Source organism: Pseudonocardia sp. ICBG1293, assembly GCF_020131355.1.
GTDB lineage: Bacteria > Actinomycetota > Actinomycetes > Mycobacteriales > Pseudonocardiaceae > Pseudonocardia.
The window spans coordinates 416,175-442,702 of the sequence record NZ_JAHLEL010000014.1 but is presented as its reverse complement, the minus strand read 5'-3'; the positions used below and the strand labels follow the sequence as shown (position 1 = coordinate 442,702).

Here is a 26,528-nt window from a genome sequence, read left to right as displayed (position 1 = left end):
AGGCTGCGGCCGGGAGGGCGATCCCCGCCGGCGGCACACCACCCGGGGTGAGTGAGCCCCCGCGTGAGGGCCACCGGCTCCCGGACGACGGGCGCCCGACGAGAGGAAACCGATGACCGTCCTGTCCGTGTCGTCCTACAGCCTGCGCGAGCAGCTCGGACCGACCGACCTCGCCGTCGTCGCCCCCGACGGGCGCGAGATCCGGTTCACCACCGACTTCCCGGCGCTGGTGGACATCGCCGAGTTCCCCGGCCTGGCGGCCGAGCGGTTCGGCGTCGCGGGGGTCGAGACGGTGGCGTTCCAGTTCACCGGCCCGCAGGACCCCCAGCTCGACCGGTTCGCCGCGGAGGCGGCGGCCGCCGGCGTACGGCTGCTCAACGTGGCCGTGGACGTCGGTGACCTGCTCACCGAGGACCCCGTCCGGCGCGCCGACGACGTCGCGGCCCTGACGGCCTGGATCGACCGGTGCGCCGGGCTCGGATCCGCCTTCGTCCGGGTGAACCCGGGCTCGCCGCTGAGCCCCCACCACGGGACCACGCCGCCGGAGCACCTGGTCGAGGCGCTGACCGGGCTCGGCGCCCACGCCCGGGAGCGGGGCGTGCGGCTGCTCGTGGAGAACCACGGCGGGCCCTCCAGCGACGCGGTCTGGATGAACCGGCTGCTCGACGCCGTGGGGCAGGAGAACCTCGGCCTGCTGCTCGACCTGGGGAACTTCGACGTGATCACGGTGCCGATGACGGCCGCGCTCACCGGTGACCCGGACGGCCCCCCGGTGCCGCTGCGCGGCGGCGCCGAGCTCGAACCCGTCTACCGGGGGATCGACGCGCTCGCCGGTCGCGCCGAGCTCGTCCACGTCAAGGCCCACGACGTCGACGACGACGGGACCGTCGGGCTCGTCGACCTCCCGCGGGCGTTCGCGATCCTCGCCCGCCACGGCTACCGGGGGCCGCTGACGGTCGAGTACGAGGGCACCGGCGGCGACCCGTGGGCCAGGACGCGGCGGGTGCTCGACCTGACCGCCGCGGCGTTCGCCGGGACCGGCTGACCCGCTGACCTGCCCCGCGACCTCGCAGAGGACCGAGATGACCTCCACCGACGCCGGCGACCCCCGGGTCGACGTGCTCGTGATCGGGAGCGGCCCCGCCGGCTCCACCTACGCCCGGACCATCGGGGACGCCGTCCCCACGGCGCGGATCCTGATGGTCGAGGTCGGCCCGGCCGTCCCCGGCGTCCGCGGCGACCACACCCAGAACATGTCGGACGACGACCGGGCCGCGGCCCAGCTGCTCACCCAGGGGCCGGACGCCGGTGTCGAGCGGGCGGCCGCGCTCTCCGACGTCGCCGACGGCATCGACCCGAGCCTGGAGTTCCGGCACACCATCCTGCCGGGCCTGTTCTTCGCCGACCCGCGGCCGACCCGGGACCCGGGTGAGGTCGGGCTGCCCGCGGCCAGCATGGCCAGCGGGGTCGGGGGGATGGGGATCCACTGGGGGACCTCGAGCCCCCGCCCGCAGCAGTCCGAACGTATCCCGTTCGTGCCCGCGGCCGAGATGGACACCGCCCTCGACCGGGCCGAGCGGCTCCTGGGCACGACCACTCCGCCGACCCCGGGACACGGGCTGCCCGAGGCCGTCCGGTCGGCACTGGCCGACGAGTTCGACGGGCCCGGGCTGACCCCGACCGGGTTCATGCCGACCTCCACCCACTGGGAGGGCGACACCCTGCGGTTCAGCGGTACCGGCAGCATCCTGGGGGACCTGGAGGCCACGGTGCCCGGTTTCGGGCTGCGGACCGGGACCCTGGCCCGCCGGGTCGTCGTGGAGAACGGCGCCGCCGTGGGCGCGGTGCTGGAGGACCGGCGGTCGGGACGGACCTACGAGGTCCGGGCCCGGCACGTCGTCGTGTGCGCCGACGGCCTGCGCACGCCGCAGGTGCTGTACGCCTCGGGGGTCCGCCCGGCCGCTCTCGGGCGCCACCTCAACGAGCACTTCCAGGTGACCTCGTTCGTCTCCCTGGACGACCGGGTCGACCCGGCGGCGTTCCCGCCCGAACCCCGCAACGTCCGCTCGGTACTGATCCCGTTCTCCGACGCCCGGCCCGTGCAGGGCGGGGTCGTGCTGCTCGCGAACTCCGCCTACCGGCCGAGCCCGGGCGGCGGCGACCTGCTCGCCGGCGCCGGCGCCTCCGACCGGCTCGCGGTCCTGGCCTGGTACGGGGCGAAGGACATCCGCTCCGCCGACGCCGTCGGGTTCAGCGACACCGCCACCGACTTCTACGGCATGCCGCGGATGCGGATCCGCTACTCCCACACCGACCGGGACCGGGCGACGATCGAGCGGATGACGGCCGACTCGGTCCGCGCGGCGCGCCGGATCGGCACGCTGCACGAGCCCCCGGCGCTCGCCGCCGGCGGGTCCTCGCTGCACTACCAGGGGACCGTCCGGATGGGCGAGGTCGACGACGGCTCGTCGGTCTGCGACCCGTGGCTGCGGGTCTGGGGGGTCGACAACCTCCACGTCGGCGGTAACGGCGTCATCCCCACCTCGACCGCGTCCAACCCGACGCTGACGACGGTGGCACTGGCGTGGCGGGCCGCGACCGCGATCGCCCGGAGCCTGACCTCGTCCCGTGGCGCCACCCCGGCGGTCGTCCACGGGGACCCGGACCCGCGCAGGGCCACGACCCCGGACGCGCGGTCGTGAGCCCGGGCTGGACCGCGAGCTGGACGCAGGCCGTCACCGACGTGGGGGTGGCCGACCTCGAGCTCCGGGACGTGACCCTGCGGATCGCGGTGGAGGCGGGCGTCGGCGGTGACCGGCTGCGGATCGGCCTGAGCAACCGCTTCGGGACGACCCCGCTGCACATCGGCCGGGCCGCGGTGCGGGTGGCCGGGCGCGGCGCCCCGGCCCGGTTCGACGGAGTGCCCACCGTGGAGCTCCCGGCGGGCGCCGAGCTCACCACCGACCCGGTGGACCTCCCCGTCGGCGCAGGCGACGCGGTCGAGCTCGACCTGTACCTGCCCGGCACGTGGCGCTACGCCACGGCGAACGTGTCCACCGCGACGTGGCGCCCGTCCGCGCCCGGCGACCACGCGGGGTCCGACCGGTTCCCCGGACGGGACGCCCCCGTGCTGACGCTGCTCGACGGCACCGCGAGGGCCCTGCCCGCGCCGTTGCTGCGCGGGGTGGACGTGCAGCGCGAGGTACCCGCCCCGGTGGTGGTCTGCCTGGGGGACTCCATCACCGCGGCCGGCTGGCCCGAGCGCACGGCGCGGCTGCTGCGGGACCGCCCCGTCGCGGTGGTCAACCGGGGCATCGCCGGCAACCGGCTCCGGCTCGACGGGGCCGGGCCCTTCGGGCCGGTCTTCGGCGCGTCGGGCCGGTCGCGGTTCGACCGCGACGTGCTCGCGACCACCGGCCGGACCCACGTCGTCGTCGCACTCGGGGTCAACGACCTCGGCCACCCGGGGACGACGGCGCCGCAGGACCAGCTGCCGACGGCCGGGCAGCTGATCCGCGCGCTGGACGAGGTCGCGGGCCGGGCCGAGGCCGCGGGCCTGCCGGTGGTGCTCGCGACCCTGACGCCGTTCGACGGCGCCGAGGGGTTCGACCACGAGCGCGAGCGGCGCCGCGCCGAGGTCAACGCGTGGATCCGCGACCCCGGCAGCGGCCGCCCCGTCCTCGACTTCGATGCCGCCCTGCGAGCCGGACCGGGCTCGGTCGCGCTCGACCCGCGCGGCGACAGCGGTGACCACCTGCACCCCGGCGACGAGGGCCTCGACCGGATGGCGGACGTCGCGGCCGGGGTGCTCGGCCGGCTCGTGTGAGGCCCCGCCCGGGTGCCGGCCACCGCGGAGGCCGGCACCGCTGGCGTGCTCAGAAGCCCCGCGCCAGCCGGTGGTAGGCGTTGTTCCAGCGCAGCTCGTGCAGGAACGTGCGCGGCCGCGTGGTGTCGCCGATGTGCACCAGCTCGGTGCCGACGATCTCGGCCAGGTCGTCGAGGGCCTCGACCCCGACGGCGGTCGACAGCACCGTGTGGTGCGGGCCGCCCGCCATCAGCCAGCACTCGGCCGAGGTGGCCAGCGACGGCTCCGGGACCCAGGTCGCCGTGGCCACCGGCAGCCTCGGCATCGGCTCGTCCGGGTCGACGACCTCGATGTCGTTGCTGACCAGACGGAACCGCTCGCCGAGGTCGCAGATGCCGAGCACCACGCCCGGGCCCGGGTCGGCGGTGAACCGCAGCCGGACCGGGTCCTCGCGCCCGCCGATGCCCAGTGGGTGGATCTCCAGCGACGGCCGGGACCCGGTGATGCTCGGGCAGACCTCCAGCATGTGCGCCCCGAGGATCCGCTCGTGGCCGGGCCGCAGGTGGTAGGTGTAGTCCTCCATGAACGAGGTGCCGCCGGGGAGTCCGGTCGCGACGACCTTCACCGCGCGCAGCATGGCGGCGGTCTTCCAGTCGCCCTCGGCGCCGAAGCCGTAGCCGTCGGCCATCATGCGCTGCACCGCGAGCCCGGGGAGCTGGCGCAGGCTGCCGAGGTCCTCGAAGTTCGTGGTGAAGGCCTGCGCGCCCGCCGCCTCCAGGAACGAGCGCAGCCCGATCTCGACCCGGGCGCCGTAGCGGAGCGCGTCGTGCCGGTCGCCGTCGGGGAGCAGCTCGGGGACGACGTCGTAGAGCTCGGCGTACTCGGCGACGAGCTTGTCGACGTCGGTGTCGGCGACCTCGTCGACGACCGCGACGAGGTCGTTCACGCCGTGGGTCCGGACCGACATCCCGAACACCCGGGTGGCCTCGACCCGGTCGCCGTCGGTCACGGCGACGTCGCGCATGGTGTCACCGAACCGGACCAGCGTCAGTGCCCGCAGCTCCGCCGCACCGGCGGCCGCCCGGGTCCAGGTCCCGATGCGGTCGCGGAGCACCGGGTCCGAGACGTGCCCGGCGACGGTCTTGCGGGCCAGGCCGAGCCGGGTCTGCACGTAGCCGAACTCCCGGTCGCCGTGCGCGGCCTGGTTCAGGTTCATGAAGTCCATGTCGATCTCCGACCAGGGGAGGTCGACACCGGCCTGGGTGTGCAGGTGCAGCAGCGGCCGGGTCAGGGCCTCGAGCCCGGGGATCCACATCTTCGCCGGCGAGAAGGTGTGCATCCAGGCGATCACGCCGAGGCAGCGGTCGTCGGCGTTGGCCTCCAGGCAGATCCGCCGGATCGCGTCGGCGTCGGTGAGCACGGGCTTCCACACCACCCGCACCGGGATCTCGGCGGCGGTGTCGAGCCGGTCGGCGACCACCCTGGACTGGTCGGCGACCTGGGCGAGGGTCTCCTCGCCGTAGAGGCCCTGACTGCCGGTCAGGAACCAGACCTCGTAGCTGTCGAGCAGCGAGCCGCTCATCGGACGTCCCTCCTTTGGGGTGCGGCGGCGCTCAACGCTGCCCGTAGACGTTCTGGTAGCGGTCCCAGAGGCTGTCGATCCCGGCCTGGGGGATGGGCACGGTCTCGCCGAGCTGGCGGGCCAGGTGCACGGTGCGGGCGACGTCCTCGCACATCACCGCGGCCTTCACCGCGGAGCGGGCGTCGGCGCCGATGGTGAACACACCGTGGTTCTGCATGATCACGGCGGGGGAGCGGCTGCCGGTCAGGGTCTCGACGACGCCGCGGCCGATCGACTCGTCGCCGATCAGCGAGAACGGGCCGATCGGGATGTCCCCGCCGAACTCGTCGCTCATCGCGGTGAGCACGCACGGGATCGGCTCGGCGCGCGCCGCCCACGCGCTGGCGTAGGTGGAGTGGGTGTGCACCACGCCGCCGACCCCGGGCATGGCCCGGTAGACGTGGGCGTGCGCCGCGGTGTCCGACGACGGCGTCAGGTCGCCCTCGACCGGGGTGCCGTGCAGGTCGCACAGCACCATGTTCTGCGGGGTCAGGTCGTCGTAGGAGATCCCGCTGGGCTTGATGACCATCAGGTCGTGGCCGGGGACGCGGGCCGAGACGTTGCCCGCCGTCCAGACGACCAGCCCGTAGCGGACCAGCTCGGCGTGCAGCGCGCACACCTGCTCGCGCAGCCGCGCCACGGTGGCGGCGACGTCGGGAGAGGCCAGGGTGTCGGTCATGCGTCGAGGTCTCCTTCTCGCTGGGCGCGCGCCTCGCGGCGGATCGCGCGCAGGCGGTGCATCACGTCGTCGCCGCCCCGGCCGAAGTGGTCGTGCAGGCGGGTGTACTCGGCGAACAGGGCGTCGTAGGACTTCGCCGACTCCTCGTCGGGCAGGTGTGCGCCCTCCCGGACGCGGCCCATCGCCGCGGCCGCGGTGGGCATGTCGGGGTGCACCCCCGCGGCGACGGCCGCGTGGATCGCCGAGCCCAGGGCCGGGCCCTGCCCGGTCTCGACGACGGTGAGCGGCAGCCGGGTCACGTCGGCGTAGATCTGCATGAGCAGGGCGTTGCGGGTGAGCCCGCCGGAGACGATCAGCTCGGTCACCGGGACGCCGGAGGCCGCGAAGGTCTCCACGATCATCCGGGTGCCGAACGCGGTGGCCTCCAGCAGCGCCCGGTAGGTGTCCTCGGGCCGGGTCGCGAGGGTCTGCCCGACGACGACGCCGGACAGCTCGTGGTCCACCAGCACCGACCGGTTGCCCGAGTGCCAGTCCAGCGCGACGAGCCCGTGCTCGCCGACCGCCTGCCCGGCGGCCAGCTCGGTGAGGTACTCGTGGATGCCGAGCCCGCGGGCCCGTGCGGCCTCGTGGTGGGCGGGCGGCACGCCGTGCTCGACGAACCAGCCGAAGATGTCGCCGACGCCGCTCTGCCCGGCCTCGTAGCCCCAGAGCCCGGAGACGATGCCGCCGTCGACGACACCGCACATCCCGGGCACCTCGCGCAGCACGTCGGAGCTCATGACGTGGCAGGTGCTGGTCCCCATGATCGCGACCATCTGCCCGGGCCGGACGGCGTTCGCCGCGGCGGCGGTGACGTGGGCGTCGACGTTGCCGACGGCGACGGCGATCCCCTCGGGCAGCCCGGTCCAGCCCGCCGCCTCGGCGGTCAGCGTCCCGGCGACGGCGCCCAGCTCACCGATCTCGTGGGCGACCTTGGTCTCGGCGAACCCGGCGAAGGCCGGGTTCAGCGCAGCGAGGAAGTCGCGGCCGGGGTAGGCGCCGTCCTGCAGGATCCCCTTGTAGCCCGCCGAGCAGGCGTTGCGGACGTAGCGACCGCACAGCTGCCACACGATCCAGTCCGCGGCCTCGACCCAGCGCTCGGTCCGGGCGTAGACCGCGGGGGCCTCCTCCAGGATCTGCAGGCCCTTCGCGAACTCCCACTCCGAGGAGATGAACCCGCCGTAGCGGGGGAGCCAGCTCTCGCCGCGCTCGGCGGCGAGGGCGTTGATGCGGTGGGCCTGCGGCTGGGCGGCGTGGTGGCGCCAGAGCTTGGTGTAGGCGTGCGGCTCGTCGGCGAGGTCGGGCACCTCGTTCAGCGGGGTGCCGTCGCGCAGGGTCGGGACCATGGTGCAGGCGGTGAAGTCGGTGGCGATCCCGACCACCCGTGCGGGGTCCACCCCGGCGGCGGCGACCGCGTCGGGGACGGCGTGGCGCAGGACGTCGACGTAGTCCGACGGCACCTGCAGCGCCCAGTCGGGCGGCAGCCGGAGGTCCGGCCGGCCCGGCAGGGCGTCGGTGACGACGGCGTGGGTGTAGGCGTGGACGGCGGTGCCGAGCTCGGCCCCGTCGGCGGCACGGACGACGACCGCCCGTCCGGAAAGCGTCCCGAAGTCGACGCCCACCACGAGGGCGTCGGCGGGGTCGACCGGTGGTCGGATCATGAGCACTTCCTCGGGTCACGAACGCGGCCGACCGGAGACCGGTCGGCGGCCGGATGTTATCGCTCACAGAACGCAGACTCAATGGTCGCCGGACGGGCAGGCCCTGCGAACCGTTCGCTGCCGTGCACGTTCACCCAGCGGTCGCCGCCGGATCGGGAGGTGCGGTGGTCAGGGATCTTCGGGCCGGATCGGACCGGCTCGGTGCGGCACATAACGGACGGGTAACGCCACTTCCGTGGCGGCCAGGCTGTGGTTAGCGTTCACATTTCCGGGTTCAGATCCCGACCGGGCGTGTCCCGCCCGCTGCCGTCTCGACGAGGAGATCGCCTGTGTTCACGAGGATGCGCACCGTCGCCGTCGGTGCCCTGCTGGTACTGGGTCTGGCCGCCTGCGGCGGCGAGGGCGCCGGGGGAGGTGGCGGCGCGGGGGCCGGGGAGGCACCCGGCGACCTGACGGTCGGGGTCTCGATGCCGACCCAGACCTCCGAGCGGTGGATCGCCGACGGCAACGCCGTCCGCGACCAGCTCACGGCCGCCGGCTACCAGGTGGACCTGCAGTACGCGAACGACGACATCCCCACCCAGTCCCAGCAGATCGACCAGATGGTCACCAGCGGGGCCGACCTCCTGCTCGTCGCGGCCATCGACGGGACCGCCCTGTCCGGGCAGCTGCAGGCGGCCAAGGACGCCGGCATCCCGGTGGTCGCCTACGACCGGCTGATCCGGGAGAGCCCGAACGTCGACTTCTACGTCACCTTCGACAACTTCCAGGTCGGGGTGGCCCCGGCGAACGCGCTGCTGCGCGGCATGGGTCTGCAGAACGCCGAGGGGTCGCCCGGCCCGGAGCGCGGCCCGGTCGTCGTCGAGCTGTTCGCCGGCTCGCTGGACGACAACAACGCCTTCTACTTCTTCGACGGCGCCATGTCGGTGCTGAAGCCGCTGATCGACGACGGCACGGTCCGGGTGAAGAGCGGCCAGACCACCATCGAGCAGGCCGCCACGCTGCGGTGGGCACAGGAGACCGCGCAGAAGCGGATGGAGGACCTGCTCACCTCCTCCTACAACGACGGCAGCAGCCCCGACGGCGTCCTCTCGCCCTACGACGGCATCTCCCGCGGTGTCCTCACCGCCCTGCAGAACGCGGGCTTCGGCACCCCGGCCAAGCCGATGCCGACGGTCACCGGCCAGGACGCCGAGATCGCCTCGGTCAAGCTGATCGACGACGGGGTGCAGAGCTCCACGGTCTTCAAGGACACCCGTCAGTTGGCCGAGCAGGCGGTCGTCGCCGCGAAGGCGTTCCTCGACGGGGGCACCCCCGAGGCCAACGACACCACCACCTACGACAACGGGGTGAAGGTCGTGCCGTCCTACCTGCTGCCGGTCCGGACGGTGTTCAAGGCCGACATCGCGCCGGTCCTGGTCGACTCGGGCTACTACACCGCCGAGGACGTCGCCCGCGGCCGCCAGGGCTGAGCCCCGCGACCGGCCCCACCCCTTCCGTGACGGAGGACGACGTGACCGACCACGATCCCGGCGGCGACCCGCCGGACACCATCCTCGAGATGCGCGCCATCACCAAGACCTTCCCGGGGGTGACCGCGCTGTCGGAGGTCTCGCTCGCCGTGCGCCGTGGCGAGATCCACGCGATCTGCGGCGAGAACGGCGCCGGCAAGTCGACGCTGATGAAGGTGCTCTCGGGCGTGCACCCCGCAGGCACCTACGACGGCGACGTCGTGCTGGACGGGCGGCCCGCCCGGTTCACCGGGATCCGCGACTCCGAGGCCGACGGCGTCGTGATCATCCACCAGGAGCTCGCGCTGGTGCCGCACCTGTCGATCGCCGAGAACGTGTTCCTGGGCAACGAGCGGCGCGGCCGGCTGGGCCTGCTCGACTGGCGGCGCACGCATGCCGAGGCCGCCCGCCTGCTCCGCGAGGTGGGGCTCACCGAGAACCCCGCGACGCCGGTGGGCCGGCTCGGTGTCGGCAAGCAGCAGCTCGTCGAGATCGTCAAGGCGATGACCAAGGACGTGCGGCTGCTCATCCTCGACGAGCCGACCGCCGCGCTGAACGACACGGACTCCGCGCACCTGCTGGAGCTGATCCGGCGCTTCCGCGACGACGGCATCACCTCGATCATCATCTCGCACAAGCTCGACGAGATCGTCTCCATCGCCGACCGCACCACCGTCATCCGGGACGGCCGTACCGTCGAGACGTTCACCGTCGCCGACGAGCCCGCCCCGCGGAACCGGATCATCCGCGGGATGGTCGGCCGCGACCTGACCTCCTTCTACCCGGACCGGGTGAGCAGTCCGGGGGAGGAGCTGCTGCGGATCACCGACTGGACGGTCTGGCACCCGACCCAGGACCGCAAGGTCGTCGACGCCGCGTCGCTGTCGGTGCGGGCCGGGGAGGTCGTCGGGATCGCCGGGCTGATGGGCGCGGGCCGCACCGAGCTCGCGATGAGCGTGTTCGGTCGGTCCTGGGGACGCGAGGTCAGCGGCACCCTGCAGGTCGGGGGTCGCGAGGTCCGTGCCCGCTCGGTGCCCGAGGCGATCGAGGCCGGGCTGGCCTACGTCACCGAGGACCGCAAGCACTTCGGCCTGAACCTGATCGACGACATCCGGCGCAACGTGTCCGGTGCGGGACTGCACCGGCTCTCCCGCCGCGGCTGGGTCGACGGCGACGCCGAGCTGCGCGTCGCCGAGAGCTACCGGCGCGACCTGGGGATCCGGGCCGCGAGCACGAGCGTCGGGGTGGGCACCCTCTCCGGCGGCAACCAGCAGAAGGTCGTGCTGGCCAAGTGGCTGTTCACCGAGCCGGACGTGCTGATCCTCGACGAACCGACCCGTGGGATCGACGTGGGTGCCCGCTACGAGATCTACGTGATCATCAACCGGCTCGTGGAGGCCGGCAAGGCGGTCCTGGTGATCTCCTCCGAGCTGCCCGAGCTCCTGGGGATCTGCGACCGCGTCTACACCCTGTCGGCCGGACGGATCACCGGTGAGGTGCCGGTCGCCGAGGCCACCCAGGAGGGCCTGATGGCCCTCATGACCCAGGAGGCGGAGAGCTCCGCATGACCAGCACCCTCCCGAAGAAGGACCCCTCCTCCGACGAGCGTCCCGGCGCCGGCGCGGCCGCCCTGCACTCCGGCACGAGCAACCTGCGCCGGCTGCTGGCCGGCAACGTCCGCCAGAGCGGGATCGTGATCGCGTTCGTGGCGATCGTCGCGCTGTTCGCGGTGCTCACCGGAGGCGTCTCGCTGAGCCCGGGCAACATCACCAACATCGTCCTGCAGTACTCCTACATCCTGGTCCTCGCGATCGGGATGGTGATCGTCATCGTGGGCGGCCACATCGACCTCTCGGTGGGGTCGGTGGTCGCGCTGACCGGTGCGGTGGCCGCGGTCCTGGTGATCGGCGGCGGCCTGCCGTGGTGGGTCGGCGTCGTCGCGGCCGTCGGCGTCGGGGTGCTGGTCGGTGTCTGGCACGGGTTCTGGGTGGCCTAGGTCGGCATCCCCGCCTTCATCGTCACCCTGGCCGGGATGCTGCTGTTCCGCGGCCTGACCCTGCAGGTCCTGGGCAACATCTCCCTGTCGCCGTTCCCCGCGGGCTACCAGCAGATCGCGGGCGGCTTCCTGAACGGGCTGATCGGCGGCCAGGGCTACGACGCCTTCACCGTCCTGATCGGCGCGCTCGGCGTGGCCGGGTACGCGGTGCTCGCCTACCGCAGCCGGGTCGCCAAGGTGCTCGACCTGCAGCAGGTCGAGTCGTTCCCGCTGTTCGCCTGCCGGATCGCGCTGGTCGGCCTGGTGGTCATGGCGTTCGCCTGGCAGCTGGCCTCCTCCCGCGGGCTGCCCGTGGTGCTGGTCGTCCTGTCGGTGCTGGTGCTCGCCTACGGTCTGCTCACCCGGCGCACCGTGTTCGGCCGGCACGTCTACGCCCTGGGCGGCAACGCGGCCGCGGCCCGGCTGTCCGGGGTGAAGGTCAAGGCCGTCACGTTCTGGATCTTCGTGAACATGGGTTTCCTGGCCGGGGTGGCCGGTGTCATCTACTCCGCGCGCTCCAACGGCGCCCAGCCCGCGGCCGGGAACATGTTCGAGCTCGACGCGATCGCCGCCGCGTTCATCGGTGGTGCCGCGGTGACCGGCGGGGTCGGGACCGTGGTGGGAGCGCTGGTCGGCGGCCTGATCATGGCCGTGATGAGCAACGGCATGCAGCTCATGGGCGTCGACCAGTCCGTGCAGTCGGTCGTGAAGGGGCTCGTGCTGCTGTTCGCCGTCGCGTTCGACGTCTGGAACAAGCGGCGCGCCCGTGGCGACGGCTGAACAGGTGTGATCGCCCTCCGTAGGGGATGATCACGGACGGCTACGCTGCACCGACCGGAGGGGGAACGGGCGTGGGGATCGCGATGGAGCCGGGACCGAGGCCGCAGCGGGCACCGTCGATGTTCGACGTGGCCCGTCGTGCCGGTGTCTCGCACCAGACGGTCTCCCGCGTCCTGAACGCGCACCCGAACGTCCGGGAGAGCACCCGGGTGCGGGTCCGGACCGCGATCGAGGAGCTCGGCTACCGGCCGAACCGCGCCGCCCGCACCCTGGTGACCGGCCGGGACCGGGTGCTCGGCGTCGTCGCGCCGCGGTCCACCCTGTTCGGCCCGGTGTCGCTGCTCGCCGCGTTCGAGGAACAGGCGGTCGGTGCCGGTTTCGGGGTCAGCGTCGTGCGGGTCCGTGAGATCGACGGCGGGTCGGTGCGCGAGGCCGTCCAGCGCCACCTCGACGGTCAGGTGGCGGGGATCGTCGTCATCGCGCCGGTCGCGTCGGTGGCCGAGGCGCTCGACTCCGTCCCGCGCGACGTCCCGCTCGTGACCGTCGACGGCGACCCCGAGCAGCACCTGCCGATGGCGACGGTCGACCAGGTCGAGGGCGGCCGCATCGCGACCGAGCACCTGCTGGCGGCCGGCCACGCGACCGTCTGGCACGTCGCGGGCCCCACGGACTGGTTCGACGCCGCGGGCCGCGCGGCCGGCTGGGCCGCGGCGCTGCACGCGGCCGGGGCCGAGGTGCCCCCGGTGATGGCGGCGGACTGGAGCGCGGACGCCGGGTACCGGGCGGGCGAGCTGATGGCGCGGATGCCCGAGGTGACCGCGATCTTCGCCGCGAACGACGCGCTGGCCACCGGCCTGCTGCACGCCTTCCACGACCGCGGCCGGCGGATCCCGGCCGAGGTGAGCGTCGTCGGGTTCGACGACGTGCCCGTCTCGGCGCACCTGATCCCGCCGCTGACCAGCCTGCGCGCCGACTTCGAGGCGGTCGCCCGGGAGGCGCTCGACCTGCTGCTCAACCAGGGGACGGGGCCGGACGCGCCGCAGGCGGTGCACCGGAGGATCGCCCCGGTGCTGGTGTCCCGCGACAGCGTCGGGCCGCCGCCCCGCTGACGGTCGGGGTCAGCCGGAGTTCTGCACCTTTGTCGCGAGCAGCTCCCAGCTGCGCCACCAGCTCTCCCGGCGCGGCGCCGGACCGGTGACGATCAGCTCGTCGGCGTCGGCCCGCTCGGCGAACTCCTCGAGGTAGCGCGTGACCGTCTCCGGCGTCCCGACCGCGGTGTAGCGGGTCATCGACCGGATCTGGCCGCCCGAGGCGCTGTCGAGCACGGCGTCGGCCTCGGCGTCGGTGAGCGAGGCACCGCGACGCCCGGTGAACAGTCGCACCCGGGACCGCTGCACCTCGCGCTGGATCTGCTGCGCCTCGTCGTCGGAGTCGGCGGCGATCACGTTCACCCCGGCCAGCACCCGCGGGGCGGACAGCTGCTCCGAGGGCCGGAACTCGCGGCGGTAGAGCGCCACGGCCTGCTCCAGCGCCTCCGGTGCGAAGTGCGAGGCGAAGCCGTAGGGCAGGCCCAGTGCGGCCGCGACCTGCGCGCCGTAGAGCGAGGAGCCGAGGATCGTCAGCGGGACCCCGGTGCCCCGGCCCGGGTGGGCCTCGACCCCCGGGACCAGGCTGGTGCTGCCGAGGAACGCCTGCAGCTCCTGCACGTCCTGCGGGAAGGTCTCCGAGGCCCGCGGATCACGGCGCAGCGCCGCGACGGTGGCCTGGTCGGTGCCGGGTGCGCGCCCGAGACCGAGCTCGATGCGGCCGGGGTGGAGCTCGGCGAGGGTGCCGAACTGCTCGGCGATCTGCAGCGGCGAGTGGTTCGGGAGCATCACACCGCCGGAGCCGAGCGTGATGCGCTCGGTGTGCGCGGCGACGTGGGCGATGAGCACGCTCGTCGCCGCCGAGGCGATGGAGCCCATGTTGTGGTGCTCGGCGTACCAGATCCGGCGGAAACCCCAGTCCTCGGCGCGCTGCGCCAGCCTGGTGCTGGCCTCCAGGCCCTGGGCGACGGTCTCCCCCCGGGCGACGGTGGCCAGGTCCAGGATCGACAACGGCAGTGGTAGCGGCATGACAGCACCTCACGGATCGACACGGTGACACCGGGTCCAACGAACCGGAGGCGCATCCTCTTCCGTCCCGCGGGATCCGGTTCGGAAACGGGGCGCAGCGCTGCTCAGCGGGTCCGCTCGTAGTGCCGGCGTGCCTTGGCCCGGTTCCCGCAGGCCGCCATCGAGCACCAGCGCGCCCGGTTCGCCCGGCTGCGGTCGAGCAGGAACAGCCGGCACGTCCCGTTCGCGCAGGGGCGGAGCCGGCCGGGCTGCTCCTCCTCGACGGCGGCCCAGGCCAGGACCGCCTCGACGGCGAGCCGGGCGTGGTCGGGGGCGACGGTCCGCCAGGTCAGGCGGCCACCGATCAGCTGCGGCACCCGGTGCACGTCGTCGAGGAACGGGCCCAGGGTGACCGCCGGGTCCGCCCCCTCCCGCACGACCCGGGTCAGCGCGTCGCGGACCTCGCGCAGTGCCGCCAGCTCCTGCGCGCCGCCGTCACCGCCGTGCTCGCGCGCCCAGCGGCTCCCGCCGGCGGGGTCGTGGAGGGCGTCGCGTTCCCCACCGTCGACCACGGGTCTGCTGTTCAGCAGGTCCAGCAGCAGGTCCACGGCAACTCCTAACCGCATCGGCGTCGGTGACAGGTTACACACCGCCGTGCTCCGATGAGTGTCTAACCACATCAAATGATTGAAGGAGTTAGTCATGCCGCTCGTCCACCACCGGACCGCGACCGTCGGCGGGCAGGAGATCTTCTACCGGGAGGCCGGCCCGGCCGGCGCGCCCACGATCGTCCTGCTGCACGGCTACCCGACCAGCTCCTCGATGTTCCGCGGGCTGATCCCGCTGCTGGCCGTCGACCACCACGTCATCGCGCCGGACCACCTCGGGTTCGGCCACTCCGCCGCTCCGTCGGTGGCGGAGTTCGACTACACCTTCGACGCGCTGGCCTCGCTCACCGACGCGTTGCTCGAGCACCTCGGTGTCGACCGCTACGCCCTCTACGTGCAGGACTACGGCGCACCGATCGGCTGGCGGCTCGCGCTCGCCCATCCGGAGCGGATCACCGGGATGGTCACCCAGAACGGCAACGGCTACGAGGACGGCTTCGTCGACACGTTCTGGGCCGACGTCTGGGCCTACGGCGACGCGCCCGGTCCGGACACCGAACCCGCCGTCCGGGCGGCGCTGGGACTCGACGCCATCCGGTGGCAGTACCTGCACGGGGTGCCCGACCCGGACACCGTCGACCCGGACACCTGGCACCGCGACCACGCGCTCGTGTCCCGGCCGGGCAACGCCGAGATCCAGCTCGCGCTGTTCGCCGACTACCGGACCAACCGCGCGCTCTACCCGCGCCTGCACGAGTTCCTGCGCGCCGGCGGGACGCCGGTGCTGGCGGTGTGGGGCCGGGGCGACGAGATCTTCGGCCCGGACGGGGCCCGGGCGTTCGCCCGCGACGCCGACGACGTGGAGGTCCACCTGGTGGACGGCGGCCACTTCCTGCTGGAGAGCCACCTCGACGTCGTCGCCGGGCACGTGCGCCGGTTCCTGGGCCGGATCCCGGGCTGAGCCCGGCGACCGGCCCGTCGGGTGCGGGGTCAGTCCCGGCCGTGACCCGGCGCGTCGCCCAGCACCGCGTCCACGGCCAGCCGGAGGGTCTCGGTCTCGGCGCGCAGGACCGGGTCGGCGGCGGGCAGCGCCCGCTCCAGGGTGAGCCCGTTGACCACGGTGGTCAGGAACCGTGCCCGTCGCGTGGTGTCGCCCGGCGCGAGTGCGCCCTGCTCGACCAGGGTCGTCAGCCAGTACTCGACGCGGCGCTGCATCTCGCGCTCGATGGCCAGGTAGGCGGCCCGGTTCTGCTCGGTCGGCTCCGGCGCGACGAACGTCTCGACGGCGACCTGCAGGGACCGGCGTGCCTGGTCCCCGACCCCGGTGCGGGACAGGACCTCGCGCAGACAGTCGGCGAGGCGGTCCCGCGCCGGTACCGAGGTGTCGTGGATGGCGCCGTCGGGGACGACGAGGTCGTAGACGCGGGTCAGCACCTCGTCCTGCAGGGCCCGCTGGGTCGGGAAATGGTGCCGCAGCGAGCCCGTGCTGACCCCGGCCCGTGCGGCGACGGCGCGCACGCTCAGCCGGCCGCCCGGGTCCTGGCCGAACAGCTCCATCGCGGCCAGGAGTACCTTGTTCCGGCTGCTCAGCTCCCGGCGTTGCCCCTCGTCCACACCGGCAGCGTACTAGTACGCCGTGCTAGTGTCCCGGCCCATGGACCAACACAGTGTGTTGGTCGTGGCTCACGAGCGGGGGACCCGATGCTGACCGAGTGGCGACGACACCGCGCCGTCCGACGGGTGCGGCCGGGCGACGGCAGTCCGCTCCCGCCGTTCCGCTGGTGGCAGATGTTCCTGGGGCGCGCGCTGCTGCACCTGGACCTGGCCGGGGCCGACGGTCGCCCGGTGCGGTACTCCGTCGACGTGCGCCACCAGGGCAGCGGGGAGACCGGGCAGGTCGTCGCGCAGGTGTACCGCGACGGGCGGCACCACGCGTCGTCGCGGGTGCCGGCCGTCGTCCCGGTCGAGGGTGGTGCGATCGAGGTCGCGACGAGCGCGTTCGGGGTGAAACGCTGCCGGTACGTCACCGCCGGCGGTGCGGTCCGGCAGCTCGTCCCGGACCCGCGCTCGGCGGAGGGCCGCCGGGCCCGCCTGGAGCGCGGGCACCCGTCGCTGGGCCGCGTGCTCGGTGTCGTGTCGGTGGTGGCGCTGGTCGTCGGCGTCGGCCTGAACCTGCTGCAGCTGCTGGAGCCGCTCAGCCGGATCCCGCCGGTCGCGGCGGCGGTCGGGGTGTTCGAGTCCCCGGTCCAGCTGCCGATCTGGCTCAACGTCGCGCTCGCTCTCCTCGCCGCCCTGGCCAGCACCGAACGCGCGTTGCGGCTGCGCTACCACTGGCTGCTCGACGGCGTCGGCACCTGAGCCGGGCGTGCCCCGGCGGTCCGTCCGCCGGGGCACGCGTCCGATCACGCGGACGGCTGCCCGAACCAGCGGCGGGCCGCCCGCCCGAACGTCGCGGGATCGGGCCGCTCACCGCCCACCCAGGCCACGACGCCGTCCGGTCGCACCAGCACGGTGCCCGTGCCGAGGTCGTCGCGCACCTCTGCGGTGACCCGGCGGATCCGGTCGGACCAGCCCTGTGCGGCGGCCCCGAGCGCGGGGTCGGCCCGGGGGTCGAGCAGCACGCCGCTGCCGGTGGACATCAGCTCGCCGAGCAGCGTCCCGTCGGCGAGGCGGAACTCGGGCGCGACCCGGCCGACCATCGGGTGGTCGTCGCCGAGGTCGTGGCGGACGCCCGCACCGGAGGTCCGCAGGTACACCTGCCGGGCGCCGTCGGGGGTGGTGAGCAGGTCGCGCACCACCGACTGCAGGGCGGCGGCCTGCGGGCCGGGCCGGATGAACGCCACCTGGGCCCGCGACCAGTCGAGCACCCCCGCCGCGACCGGGTGCCGCTCGCGGTCGTAGGTGTCGAGCAGGTCCTCCGGGGCGCTGCCCCGCACCGTCGCCGCCAGCTTCCAGCCCAGGTTGAGCGCGTCGGCCACGCCGGAGTTGAGCCCCTGGCCGCCCAGCGGGGAGTGGATGTGCGCGGCGTCGCCGGCGAGCAGCACCCGTCCCCGCCGGTACGTCGTGGCCTGCATGGCCCGGTCGGTGAAGCTGGAGGCGTTCCACACCTCCAGCAGCGTCACGTCGGTGCCGGAGACCCGGCGCAGCACCTCCTGCAGGTGCCCGGCCGTCGGCGGGTGCGAGCGGTCGAACGCCCCGCCGTCGAAGTCCATGATCCCGAGGTGGCCGTCGGTGGGCATCCGCAGGTACATGCCCTGGGGGGTGAGGGTGAAGCCGGGGTCGAGCTTGTCCAGGTCGTCGACGCGGGCGTGCAGCACGTAGCCGGTGAACTGCGGCTCGGTGCCCACGAAGTCGAACCCGGCGAGGCGCCGGACGGTGCTGCGACCGCCGTCGCAGCCGACCACCCAGCGCGCCGGGAACCCCCGGTCGCCGCTGTGGACGAGGACGCCGTCGTCGGTCCGGTCGAGGGCGGTGCCCGGGGTGTCGCGCAGCACCCGCACCCCGAGCTCGCCCGCGCGGCGGGCGAGGACCCGCTCGACGTCGGCGAGGTGGACCATCAGCCATCCGGCGGCCGGGGTGGGCAGCCGGGGCGGCAGCGCGGCCTCGTCGAGCTCGACCCCGCCCAGCATGATCCCGGCGAAGTGCCCGGCCCGCGCCGGCGTCGCCACGTCGGGACCGCCGCCGTCGTCGGCGTCGGCCGCGCCCACCGCCGCCCGCAGCGACGGCAGCAGCCCCCGCCGGTGGAAGGTCTCCAGCGAGCCCGCGTCGAGCCCGCGCATGCCCAGCGGCACACCCCGCCACGGGTTCCCGCCGTCGGGCCCGCGTTCGAGCACCGTCACCGAGCAGCCGGCGAGCCCCAGCTCGCAGGCGAGCAGCAGCCCGACCGGGCCCGCTCCCACGATCACCACGTCGTCCACACCGATCGCCTTCTTCCCGTCGTCGAGGTCGTGCCCCGAGCCTGCGACCGGCCACTGGTACGGGGCACGCGTGCCGCACGCACGCCCCTGACACGCCCCGGTCCTCGTGACCCCGGTCACGAGGACCGGGGCGTGCCGCGACGGCCGACGGTGACATGGAGCCCTGCACCGGGGACGGTCCCCGGCTCGCCGAGGAGGTACCGATGACCCAGGCACCCACCCGCAGCCGCGCCCGTATCGCGCTGGAGACCTTCTTCGCCGACCCGGAGTTCGCCGGGCCGTCGCTGTCGCCGGACGGGACGCGCCTGGCCTACCTGGCGCCGCACCGCGGGCGGCGCAACCTCTGGGTCCGTGGGGTCGACGAGAGCCACGCCGAGGCCGTCCCGGTCACCCACGACACCCGCCGCGGGATCTCCCGCTACCACTGGACCGGCGACCCGCGCTGGATGCTCTACGAGCAGGACACCGACGGCAACGAGGACTGGCACCTGTTCCGGGTCGACCTCGACGCCCCCGACCGGCCGGCCGTCGACCTGACACCGATGGCGCCGGGCTCGCGGGTGTTCGGCGTCGAGCCCGCGCACGAGCGACCGGGCACCGTGCTCGTGTCGATGAACCCGGACCCGATGTCGATCGACCTGTTCCGGGTCGATCTCGCGACCGGGCGGACCACGCTCGAACTGCCCCAGCCCGGGGTGCGCGAGACCTGGCTGACCGACCGCGAGGGCCGCCCGGCGTTCCACTCGGTGATGACCGAGGCCGGTGACTACGAGTTCTCCGCGGTCGACCCGGACGGCGGGCGGCGCCTGCTGCGCACCGTCGGCGGTCCGGAGCACCCGGTCGGCGTGTACCCGCAGATGGTCACCCCCGACGGCACCGGCCTGCTGCTGGGGCTCTACCAGGACTCCGACGACCTGCGGCTCGTGCGGATCGACCGGGAGACCGGCGAGGAGACCGTGGTGTCCGCGGTGGACGGGACGAGTCTGGACACGCTGGGACTGCTCGGACCCGGCCTACCGCAGACGCTGCTCACCGACCGCGCCACCGGCGAGCTGATCGCCGCCCGGTACGTGGGGGACCGGCCGCACCTGGAGGTCCTCGACCCGGACTTCGCACCGGTGTACGAGGCGCTGTCCGCGCTGTCCGACGGCGTGCTGGAGTCGGTCTCCTCCGACGAGTCCGGGCGGCTCTGGATCGCCGGCTACACCCACGACCGCGAGCCGGGCGTGTACCGGCTCTACGACCACGCCACGGGGGAGAGCCGGGAGCTGTTCCGTGCCCACCCGCAGCTCGACCCGGCCGACCTGGCGCCGATGGAGGCCGTCTCGTTCACCGCCCGCGACGGCCTGCCGCTGCACGGGTTCCTGACGCTGCCCGTGGGCGCGGAGCGCCACGACCCGGCCGCCGAGCGGCTACCGCTGGTCCTGGTCGTGCACGGCGGGCCGTGGGCGCACGACACCTGGGGCCACGACCCGGAGGTGCAGTTCCTCGCCAACCGCGGGTACGCGGTGCTGCAGGTCAACTTCCGCGGCTCCACCGGCTACGGACGCCGGCACCTCACCGCGGCGATCGGGGAGCTCGCCGGGGCGATGCACGACGACCTGCTCGACGCCTGCGACTGGGCGGTCGCGCAGGGCTGGGCCGATCCCGACCGGATCGGCATCTACGGCGGCTCCTACGGCGGCTACGCCGCCCTGGTGGGCGTGACCGTCACCCCGGACCGCTTCGCCGCCGCCGTCGACTACGTGGGCATCTCCGACCTCGCCAACTTCATGCGCACGCTGCCCCCCTTCGTGCGGCCCTACCAGGTCAACGCCTGGTACCGCTACGCAGGCGACCCGGACGTGCCGGAGCAGGCGACCGACCTCGCCGCCCGTTCCCCGATCACCATGGTCGACCGGATCCGCACGCCGCTGCTGGTCGCCCAGGGCGCCAACGACGCCCGGGTGGTCCAGGCCGAGTCGGACAACATCGTCGCGTCGCTGCGCGAGCGCGGGGTGCCGGTGGAGTACCTGCTGGCCGCCGACGAGGGCCACGGCTTCGTCAACCCGGAGAACCGGATCCGGCTGTTCCGGGCGATGGAGCGACACTTCGGTGAGCACCTGGGCGGCGACGCCTGAACCCGTGGGCCCGGGTGGCGGGGCTGCCGCCCCGCCACCCGATCCGGCCGCTCACGCCGCCAGGTCGGCCTCCAGCGCCTCGGTGAGCAGCGCGACCAGCGCTTCGCGCTGCACGTCGGCCGAGGAGCCGGACACGTCGTCGGCGCCGTCGAGCGCCGCCGCCGCGAGGCCGGCCTTGGCGTCGATCAGGTTCGCGATCCGCGCGTCGATCGTCTGCGCGGCGAGGATCCGCCACGCGGTCACCGGTTCGGACTGACCGATCCGGTGGCTGCGGTCGATCGCCTGGGTCTGCTCGGCCGCCGTCCAGGACAGCTCGGCCAGCACGATGTTCGACGCGACCTGCAGGTTCAGCCCGACCCCCGCCGCGGTGAGCGAGCACACCGCGACCGCGACGCCCGGGTCGTTCACGAACGCGTCGATGTTGCGCTGGCGCACCGAGGGTGTCTGGTCGCCCCGGATCGAGGAGTACCGCACGCCCTGCTTGGCGAAGGTCTGCTCGGCGGCGTCCATGACGTCCACGTGCTTGGCGAAGAACACGACCTTGCCCGCACTGCGCGCGATCTGCACCGCGTAGTCCGCGGCCAGACCGGCCTTGGCGCGGCCGAGGCGGCGCATCATCGTGAACACGTTGTCCCCGGAGCCCGCCTCCGCGGCGTCCTTCTGCTCCCAGCCCGCGACGTCGCGGACCAGGCCGTGGTCGATCCCCTCGACCGGCGGGCCGGACCGGCGTGCGGCGAGCGCGGCGGTGTAGCGGGCCACCATCCGGCGGGCGAGCGCCCGCTCGGCGGCGCGGATGGACCGGCCGGTCGGACCGTCGATCTCGACGGGCAGGTCGGCGATGCGCCGGGCCGGGATGTCCGCGGCCACGTCGATCTTGCGGCGGCGCACGATGCCCATGTCGACCACGCACTGGCGGGCGGCGCGCTCGAACAGCCCGTCGGCCGGGGTCATCCCGGTCGCGGTCAGCGCGTCGAGCAGCTGGGCGCGGGGCTTGGTCGCGTCGATCCAGCCGAGGAACTGCCAGATGGCCAGGAAGTCCTCGACGTCGTTGATCAGCGGGGTCCCGGTCAGCGCCATGAGCAGCGGCCGCGGGACGGACGCCCGGATCTTCTCCGCGATCTCCAGCACGTGCCGGGACCGCTGCGAGGTCCGGTTCTTGATGAAGTGCGCCTCGTCGACGACCATCCCGCGGAACCCGAAGTCGCCCAGCCAGCCGATGTGCCGGTCGAGCACCTCGTAGTTGACGACGACGATGTCGGCGAACCCGTCGACGGAGTCGCCGTTGCCCTGGATCGCGGTCGCCGCGCGGCGCGGCGCCCACAGCGCCGCCTCACGCACCCAGTTCGTCTTGACCACGTTCGGCACGACGACCAGCAGCGGGTAGGCGTTCGCGGCCTCGGCGGCGCGCAGCGCCTGCGCGGTCTTGCCCAGGCCGGGCTCGTCGGCCAGCAGGAAGGTGCGGTGCCCGTTCTCGGCGGCGGCGACGAGCTTCGCCTGGTGCGCCATGAGCTCCCGCCCGCCCGGGACCGGCCGGGTCGACGGCTCGGGCAGCTCCATGCAGGCCGGCGCACCGGCCCCGGCGCGCTCGAAGGAGCGCAGCAGCGGGCCGAGCAGCTCCCAACCGGTCAGCGGTGTCGGGCGCGGGCCGCTCGGCGGGGCCGCGGAGAAGTCGGGGCCGAGGAACGGGTTGGCCATCTGCCGGGCGACCACGGACTGCGGAACGACCTGCGGCTTGGCCGGGACCAGCGGGACCTCGACGGGCTCCGGTTCGGGCTCGGGCTCGTCCACCTCGATGCCGGCCGACCGCAGCAGCTCCCGCTTCAGCGCGCGCGCCGAGTCGGAGACGACGGCGTCGTCGGCGAGCAGCGCGAGCAGGCCCGCGTCGCGGACCGCGTCCATCGCCAGCGCCTTCGCGATCTCGTCGAGGCGCTGGAGGGTCTCGGCCCGCTTCCCGTCGTCGTGGCGCTCGCGGACCCGGGCCCGTTCGTCGCGCAGCAGCAGCGCCACGGTCTGGAACTTCGTGCGGGTGGCCGGGGTGACCCGGCCGGTCCGCAGGGCCGTCCGCACCTCGCGGGCGGCCCCGGTCAGCACCGACATCACGTCGTTGCCGCGCGGGCGGCGACGTCGCTGGGGGGTGCTCTGGCGAGCCCCGGTCCGGGGCCTGCCTCCTCGCGCCACGTACTGCTCCTGTCGACGTCCTGCGGCGCCGGTCCGTGGCCGCGTCCCGGGTGGGCCGCGACCGGACGTACTCGACGTGACGAGGGGCCGGGCTGGCCCCTCCGCACCACGAACCGGCCGGTGGGGGATCGCAGTCACGGAGGTCGGCGGTCCGGCTGCGGGAAGCGCCACAGGCCGTCGACGGTGTCCGGGACCCGCCGTACGACCCGGGAGTGGAACGCCCGGGACGGGCGGCAGATCTGATCCGGTGTCCACCCTACCCCGCCCGGGGCGCCACGGCGCGTGACACACCGGTGGCGGTCGACACCCGTCGCGTCAGCGGGCCGGCCCGACCGGTCCCTCGATGTGGAACAGCCGTCGCGCGGTGCCCTCGGTGAACAGGTCGCGGTCGGCGGCGGTGAACCCGTCGAGGAACCCCGCGACCTCCGCCCGCGAGGGGTGCTGGAAGGGGTGGTCGGTGGAGAACAGCAGCCGGTCGGGCGTCGTCACCGCCAGCGCGTGCCGCAGGTGTGCGGGGTCGAGCATGCCCGAGCAGGTGAGCACGATGTTCTCGCGCACGTACTCGGACACCGAACGCTCCAGCCCGGCGACCCGGGCGACGCCGTTCGCGCGGTCGGCCCAGTAGGGCAGCAGCTCGCCCCAGTGTCCGAGCACGACGGTCAGGCCGGGGTGCCGGTCGAAGGTGCCGCGGGCGATCAGGCGCAGCACCGCGACGGCGGCCTCGACGTGCCAGCCCCACCCGAACGTCGCCAGCGCCAGGTCGGTGGTGTCGCCGAACCCGGAGTAGGACGCGTCGCGCACGGCGGGCGGCGGGACCTGCGGGTGCACGAACACCGGCAGCGCGCGGGCCGCGGCGACGGCGAACAGGTCGTCGAGGCGGGGGTCGTCGAGCAGGACGTCGCCGCTGCGGCCGTAGACCATCGCCCCGACCAGACCGCGGTCGGCGGCGCGTTCCAGCTCGGCCGCGACCGCCGGCGGCGCCGCGGTGGGCAGGGTCGCCATCGCGCGCAGGCGCCGCGGGTGCTCGGCGACGGCCGCGGCGGCGGTGTCGTTGAGCTCGCGGCACAGCGCGACCGCGTCGGCCGGGTCCAGCGGGCCCGTCGCGGGCGGGGCGAGCGAGAGCACCTGCAGGTCGACGCCCTGGGCGTCCATCGCGGCGATCCGGCCCGCGCCGAGGTCGTGCAGCTGCGCGAGGTGGTCACCGATGCCGTTCAGCGCGGTGCTCGGGTCCCGCCGGTCCGGCGGCAGCGCGGCCAGCGCCGCGTCCAGCGCGGGGGAGGACCAGTGCTCCTCGACGGCGATGATCGACATGGGTGCTCCCCGCGGCTGTCCCGGATCGGCCGCGCGACCGCGGGCCCGGGGGCGATGCTGCCACCCCGCGGCCGTGACCCGCCGCCGGCGCGTCGCCCCGACCGGCGCGCCGGGCCCGCGCCGTGCGCGGTCGGCCGGTAGCGGCTCCGGATCAGCCGCGCAGGATCCGCGGGACGGCCTGGCGCACCGCGGCGAGGTCGGCGAGCACCTCCACGGCGCCGGCCGCGACCAGCTCGTCGACCCCCGCCCCGCCGGTGCGCACCGCGTAGGCGGGGTGCCCGGCGGCCGCGGCCGCGCGCACGTCCCACTCGGAGTCGCCGAGGACGAACGCGGTCGACCCCGCGACGCGGCGGACCGCGGACCGGACGAGGTCCGGGTCGGGCTTGGTGCGCCGCGCGTCCTCCCGGGTCAGGCAGGCGTCGGCCAGGTCACGTCCGCCGAACAGGTCCAGGTAGGCCTCGACGTGCTCCGGGTCGCCGGAGCTGGCCAGCACCACCTTCATCCCGAAGCCGTCGCGCAGGTCGGTGAGCAGCTCCGCGGCCTGCGGCAACGCGACGACCTCGCCCAGCAGCGGGTCGAACTCCTCCTTCCAGGCGGCGCGGGCGTCGTCGCCGTGGGCGTCCTCGAACTCCTGTCCGGCCACGGCGGGCACCAGCTGGTCACCGCCCATCCCGACGGAGCGGTGCAGCCGCCACAGCGGCACCGTGACGTCGAACCGGCGCAGGGCGCGGGACCAGGCGAGGGTGTGGTGGTAGTTCGTGTCGACGAGCGTGCCGTCGACGTCGATCACCGCGGTGTCCGGGGTCGTCATCCGGGCGGTGTACCCGGCTGCCGACGGTCCAGTCCGGGCCGCCCGGTGATCTGCGACCCGCCGCGGTGCCGGGCGGGCCCGACCGGCCTGCCGGGACGCGGTGGGGCACCTAGTGTTGCGGTAACTAGGTTACTTTACTCACGGGCTGGTTTACGGGATCATGAGCTGTGCCGTTGACTGTGACCGTGGACGTTCCGGCCGCCGACCGCGAGGTGCTGGAGTCCTGGCTGCGTTCCTCGTCGGTTTCGGCGGGACTGGCCCGACGGGGCAGGATCGTGTTGCTGGCCGCGGACGGGGTGGCGGTCAAGGACATCGTCACACTGGTCGGGGCGTCGAAGGCGACGGTGATCGGGTGGAAGAAGCGTTACGCCGCTGAGGGGATCGCCGGGCTGGCCGACCGGCCCAAGGCGGGCCGGCCGCCGGTGATCGACGAGGTCGCGGTCGTGCTCGCCACGCTGGAACCGCCGCCTGAGCGGCTCGGAGTCACGCACTGGTCGTCACGGCTGCTCGGTGCCGAGCTCGGGATCTCCCACGTGTGGATCGGCAAGATTTGGCGGCGGTGGGGGCTGCAGCCGTGGAAGTCCGAGACGTTCAAGTTCTCCACCGATCCCGAGCTCGAAGCCAAGGTCCGCGACATCGTCGGGTTGTATCTGAACCCGCCGGACAAGGCCGTCGTGCTCTGCGTCGACGAGAAATCCCAGGTCCAGGCCCTGGACCGGACAGCGCCGATCCTGCCGATCATGCCCGGTATCCCGGAGAAACGGACGCATGACTACGTCCGTCACGGCACCACCACGCTGTTCGCGGCGTTAGAGGTCGCGACCGGGCGGGTCGAGCAGGCGTGCCTGCCGCGGCATCGCCATCAGGAGTTCCTGCGGTTCCTCAAGCAGGTCGCGAAGGCCTACCCGCGGCGCAAGCTGCACCTGGTGGTGGACAACTACGCGACCCACAAGCACCCCGCAGTGAAGGCCTGGCTGGCCCGCAACCCGCGGATCACCCTGCACTTCACCCCGACCTCGGGATCGTGGCTGAACATGGTCGAGGTCTTTTTCGGGGTCATCACCCGCCAGGCCATTCGCCGTGGCAGCTTCGGCAGCGTCAGAGAACTGATCGGCGCGATCGGCCGGTTCATCGACGGCTGGAACGAACGCTGCCACCCGTTCATCTGGACCAAACCCGCAGACCACCTACTCAACCACTGCCGACCCGGTCAAAGAACATCGTTTACGCGACACTAGTACTCCAGCCGCACTTCGTTAGCTGAGCTGTCTTCGTCGTCGATAGTGGCTTTCGCGGGCTCGGTGTTGGTGGCGACGTCGCCAGGTCGACCAGGCCCAGCACGGCGCCTGGGTGGGAATG

22 protein-coding genes are annotated in these 26,528 nt (G+C 73.9%); 12 read left to right on the top strand and 10 right to left on the bottom strand.

The features are described 5' to 3' along the window. Window positions 1-112 precede the first annotated feature (112 nt). Genes KPF47_RS10375 through KPF47_RS40025 form a run of 3 tightly spaced genes read left to right on the top strand, consistent with a single transcriptional unit; the run spans window position 113 to window position 3,826 of the window. A complete protein-coding gene (locus tag KPF47_RS10375; protein WP_224388445.1) occupies window positions 113-1,045 on the top strand; it encodes a sugar phosphate isomerase/epimerase in 933 nt (310 codons plus the stop codon). 37 nt (window positions 1,046-1,082) lie between these two features. Further along, the gene (locus KPF47_RS10370; protein WP_224388443.1) at window positions 1,083-2,702 is read left to right on the top strand and encodes a GMC oxidoreductase; all 1,620 of its coding nucleotides are present in this window, start codon (window positions 1,083-1,085) and stop codon (window positions 2,700-2,702) included. Beyond that, on the top strand, window positions 2,699-3,826 hold the full coding sequence (locus KPF47_RS40025) for a GDSL-type esterase/lipase family protein (RefSeq protein WP_224388441.1): 1,128 nt from the start codon (window positions 2,699-2,701) through the stop codon (window positions 3,824-3,826). The genes KPF47_RS10370 and KPF47_RS40025 overlap by 4 nt, the downstream gene beginning before the upstream one ends. Before the next feature lie 49 nt (window positions 3,827-3,875). On the opposite strand, the gene araA is transcribed toward KPF47_RS40025, so the two are convergent. From araA to araB, 3 genes are read right to left on the bottom strand one after another with little or no spacing between them, the layout of a single operon-like run. Further along, the gene (araA, locus tag KPF47_RS10360; RefSeq protein WP_224388439.1) at window positions 3,876-5,387 is read right to left on the bottom strand and encodes an L-arabinose isomerase; all 1,512 of its coding nucleotides are present in this window, start codon (window positions 5,385-5,387) and stop codon (window positions 3,876-3,878) included. A gap of 31 nt (window positions 5,388-5,418) precedes the next feature. Then, window positions 5,419-6,105 carry an L-ribulose-5-phosphate 4-epimerase gene (locus tag KPF47_RS10355; protein ID WP_224388437.1) on the bottom strand — a complete coding sequence of 229 codons (687 nt, stop codon included), beginning with the start codon at window positions 6,103-6,105 and terminating at the stop codon, window positions 5,419-5,421. Next, the gene (gene araB / locus KPF47_RS10350; RefSeq protein ID WP_224388435.1) at window positions 6,102-7,805 is read right to left on the bottom strand and encodes a ribulokinase; all 1,704 of its coding nucleotides are present in this window, start codon (window positions 7,803-7,805) and stop codon (window positions 6,102-6,104) included. Before araB ends, KPF47_RS10355 begins: the two co-directional genes overlap by 4 nt. Before the next feature lie 341 nt (window positions 7,806-8,146). Between araB and chvE the strand changes: the two genes are divergently transcribed. The 5 genes from chvE (at window position 8,147) to KPF47_RS10325 (ending at window position 13,240) form a co-directional block, all read left to right on the top strand. Next, window positions 8,147-9,277, top strand: coding sequence for a multiple monosaccharide ABC transporter substrate-binding protein (chvE, locus tag KPF47_RS10345; protein WP_224388433.1), 1,131 nt, complete (start codon window positions 8,147-8,149; stop codon window positions 9,275-9,277). 89 nt (window positions 9,278-9,366) lie between these two features. Further along, on the top strand, window positions 9,367-10,884 hold the full coding sequence (locus KPF47_RS10340) for a sugar ABC transporter ATP-binding protein (protein WP_224388516.1): 1,518 nt from the start codon (window positions 9,367-9,369) through the stop codon (window positions 10,882-10,884). Beyond that, complete coding sequence (locus tag KPF47_RS10335) at window positions 10,881-11,312, top strand: hypothetical protein (RefSeq protein WP_224388431.1); 432 nt, start codon at window positions 10,881-10,883, stop codon at window positions 11,310-11,312. Before KPF47_RS10340 ends, KPF47_RS10335 begins: the two co-directional genes overlap by 4 nt. A gap of 6 nt (window positions 11,313-11,318) precedes the next feature. Further along, a complete protein-coding gene (locus KPF47_RS10330; RefSeq protein WP_224388514.1) occupies window positions 11,319-12,131 on the top strand; it encodes a sugar ABC transporter permease in 813 nt (270 codons plus the stop codon). Window positions 12,132-12,202: 71 nt separating this feature from the next. Next, entirely contained in the window at window positions 12,203-13,240 is a 1,038-nt protein-coding gene (locus KPF47_RS10325) for a LacI family DNA-binding transcriptional regulator (RefSeq protein WP_224388429.1), read from the top strand. Between the two features lie 9 nt (window positions 13,241-13,249). Here the strand turns inward: KPF47_RS10325 and KPF47_RS10320 are convergent, their stop codons facing one another. Both KPF47_RS10320 and KPF47_RS10315 read right to left on the bottom strand, forming a co-directional pair. Continuing rightward, window positions 13,250-14,245, bottom strand: coding sequence for an LLM class flavin-dependent oxidoreductase (locus KPF47_RS10320; protein WP_224388427.1), 996 nt, complete (start codon window positions 14,243-14,245; stop codon window positions 13,250-13,252). Between the two features lie 104 nt (window positions 14,246-14,349). Then, on the bottom strand, window positions 14,350-14,832 hold the full coding sequence (locus KPF47_RS10315; RefSeq protein ID WP_224388425.1) for a CGNR zinc finger domain-containing protein: 483 nt from the start codon (window positions 14,830-14,832) through the stop codon (window positions 14,350-14,352). Between the two features lie 94 nt (window positions 14,833-14,926). Here KPF47_RS10315 and KPF47_RS10310 point away from each other — a divergent pair, with 94 nt between their 5' ends. After that, window positions 14,927-15,793, top strand: a complete 867-nt coding sequence (locus KPF47_RS10310; protein ID WP_224388423.1) for an alpha/beta fold hydrolase — start codon at window positions 14,927-14,929, stop codon at window positions 15,791-15,793. A gap of 29 nt (window positions 15,794-15,822) precedes the next feature. Here the strand turns inward: KPF47_RS10310 and KPF47_RS10305 are convergent, their stop codons facing one another. After that, window positions 15,823-16,446, bottom strand: coding sequence for a TetR/AcrR family transcriptional regulator (locus KPF47_RS10305; RefSeq protein WP_224388421.1), 624 nt, complete (start codon window positions 16,444-16,446; stop codon window positions 15,823-15,825). Between the two features lie 87 nt (window positions 16,447-16,533). Between KPF47_RS10305 and KPF47_RS10300 the strand changes: the two genes are divergently transcribed. Beyond that, window positions 16,534-17,190 (top strand): hypothetical protein, encoded by a 657-nt coding sequence (locus tag KPF47_RS10300; protein ID WP_224388419.1) that lies wholly within the window; start codon window positions 16,534-16,536, stop codon window positions 17,188-17,190. A 44-nt stretch (window positions 17,191-17,234) separates the two neighbouring features. Here KPF47_RS10300 and KPF47_RS10295 read toward each other — a convergent pair whose 3' ends face one another. After that, complete coding sequence (locus KPF47_RS10295) at window positions 17,235-18,749, bottom strand: FAD-dependent oxidoreductase (protein ID WP_224388417.1); 1,515 nt, start codon at window positions 18,747-18,749, stop codon at window positions 17,235-17,237. Window positions 18,750-18,952: 203 nt separating this feature from the next. Here KPF47_RS10295 and KPF47_RS10290 point away from each other — a divergent pair, with 203 nt between their 5' ends. Next, a complete protein-coding gene (locus KPF47_RS10290; RefSeq protein ID WP_224388415.1) occupies window positions 18,953-20,869 on the top strand; it encodes an alpha/beta fold hydrolase in 1,917 nt (638 codons plus the stop codon). A gap of 51 nt (window positions 20,870-20,920) precedes the next feature. Here KPF47_RS10290 and KPF47_RS10285 read toward each other — a convergent pair whose 3' ends face one another. From KPF47_RS10285 to KPF47_RS10275, 3 genes are all read right to left on the bottom strand, one after another. Beyond that, window positions 20,921-22,966 (bottom strand): DEAD/DEAH box helicase, encoded by a 2,046-nt coding sequence (locus tag KPF47_RS10285; protein ID WP_224388413.1) that lies wholly within the window; start codon window positions 22,964-22,966, stop codon window positions 20,921-20,923. Window positions 22,967-23,362: 396 nt separating this feature from the next. Further along, window positions 23,363-24,358 (bottom strand): amidohydrolase family protein, encoded by a 996-nt coding sequence (locus KPF47_RS10280; protein ID WP_224388411.1) that lies wholly within the window; start codon window positions 24,356-24,358, stop codon window positions 23,363-23,365. Window positions 24,359-24,509: 151 nt separating this feature from the next. Beyond that, a complete protein-coding gene (locus KPF47_RS10275) occupies window positions 24,510-25,169 on the bottom strand; it encodes an HAD family hydrolase (RefSeq protein WP_224388409.1) in 660 nt (219 codons plus the stop codon). Window positions 25,170-25,342: 173 nt separating this feature from the next. Between KPF47_RS10275 and KPF47_RS10270 the strand changes: the two genes are divergently transcribed. Next, on the top strand, window positions 25,343-26,407 hold the full coding sequence (locus KPF47_RS10270; RefSeq protein WP_255658826.1) for an IS630 family transposase: 1,065 nt from the start codon (window positions 25,343-25,345) through the stop codon (window positions 26,405-26,407). The last annotated feature ends 121 nt before the right edge of the window (window positions 26,408-26,528 follow it).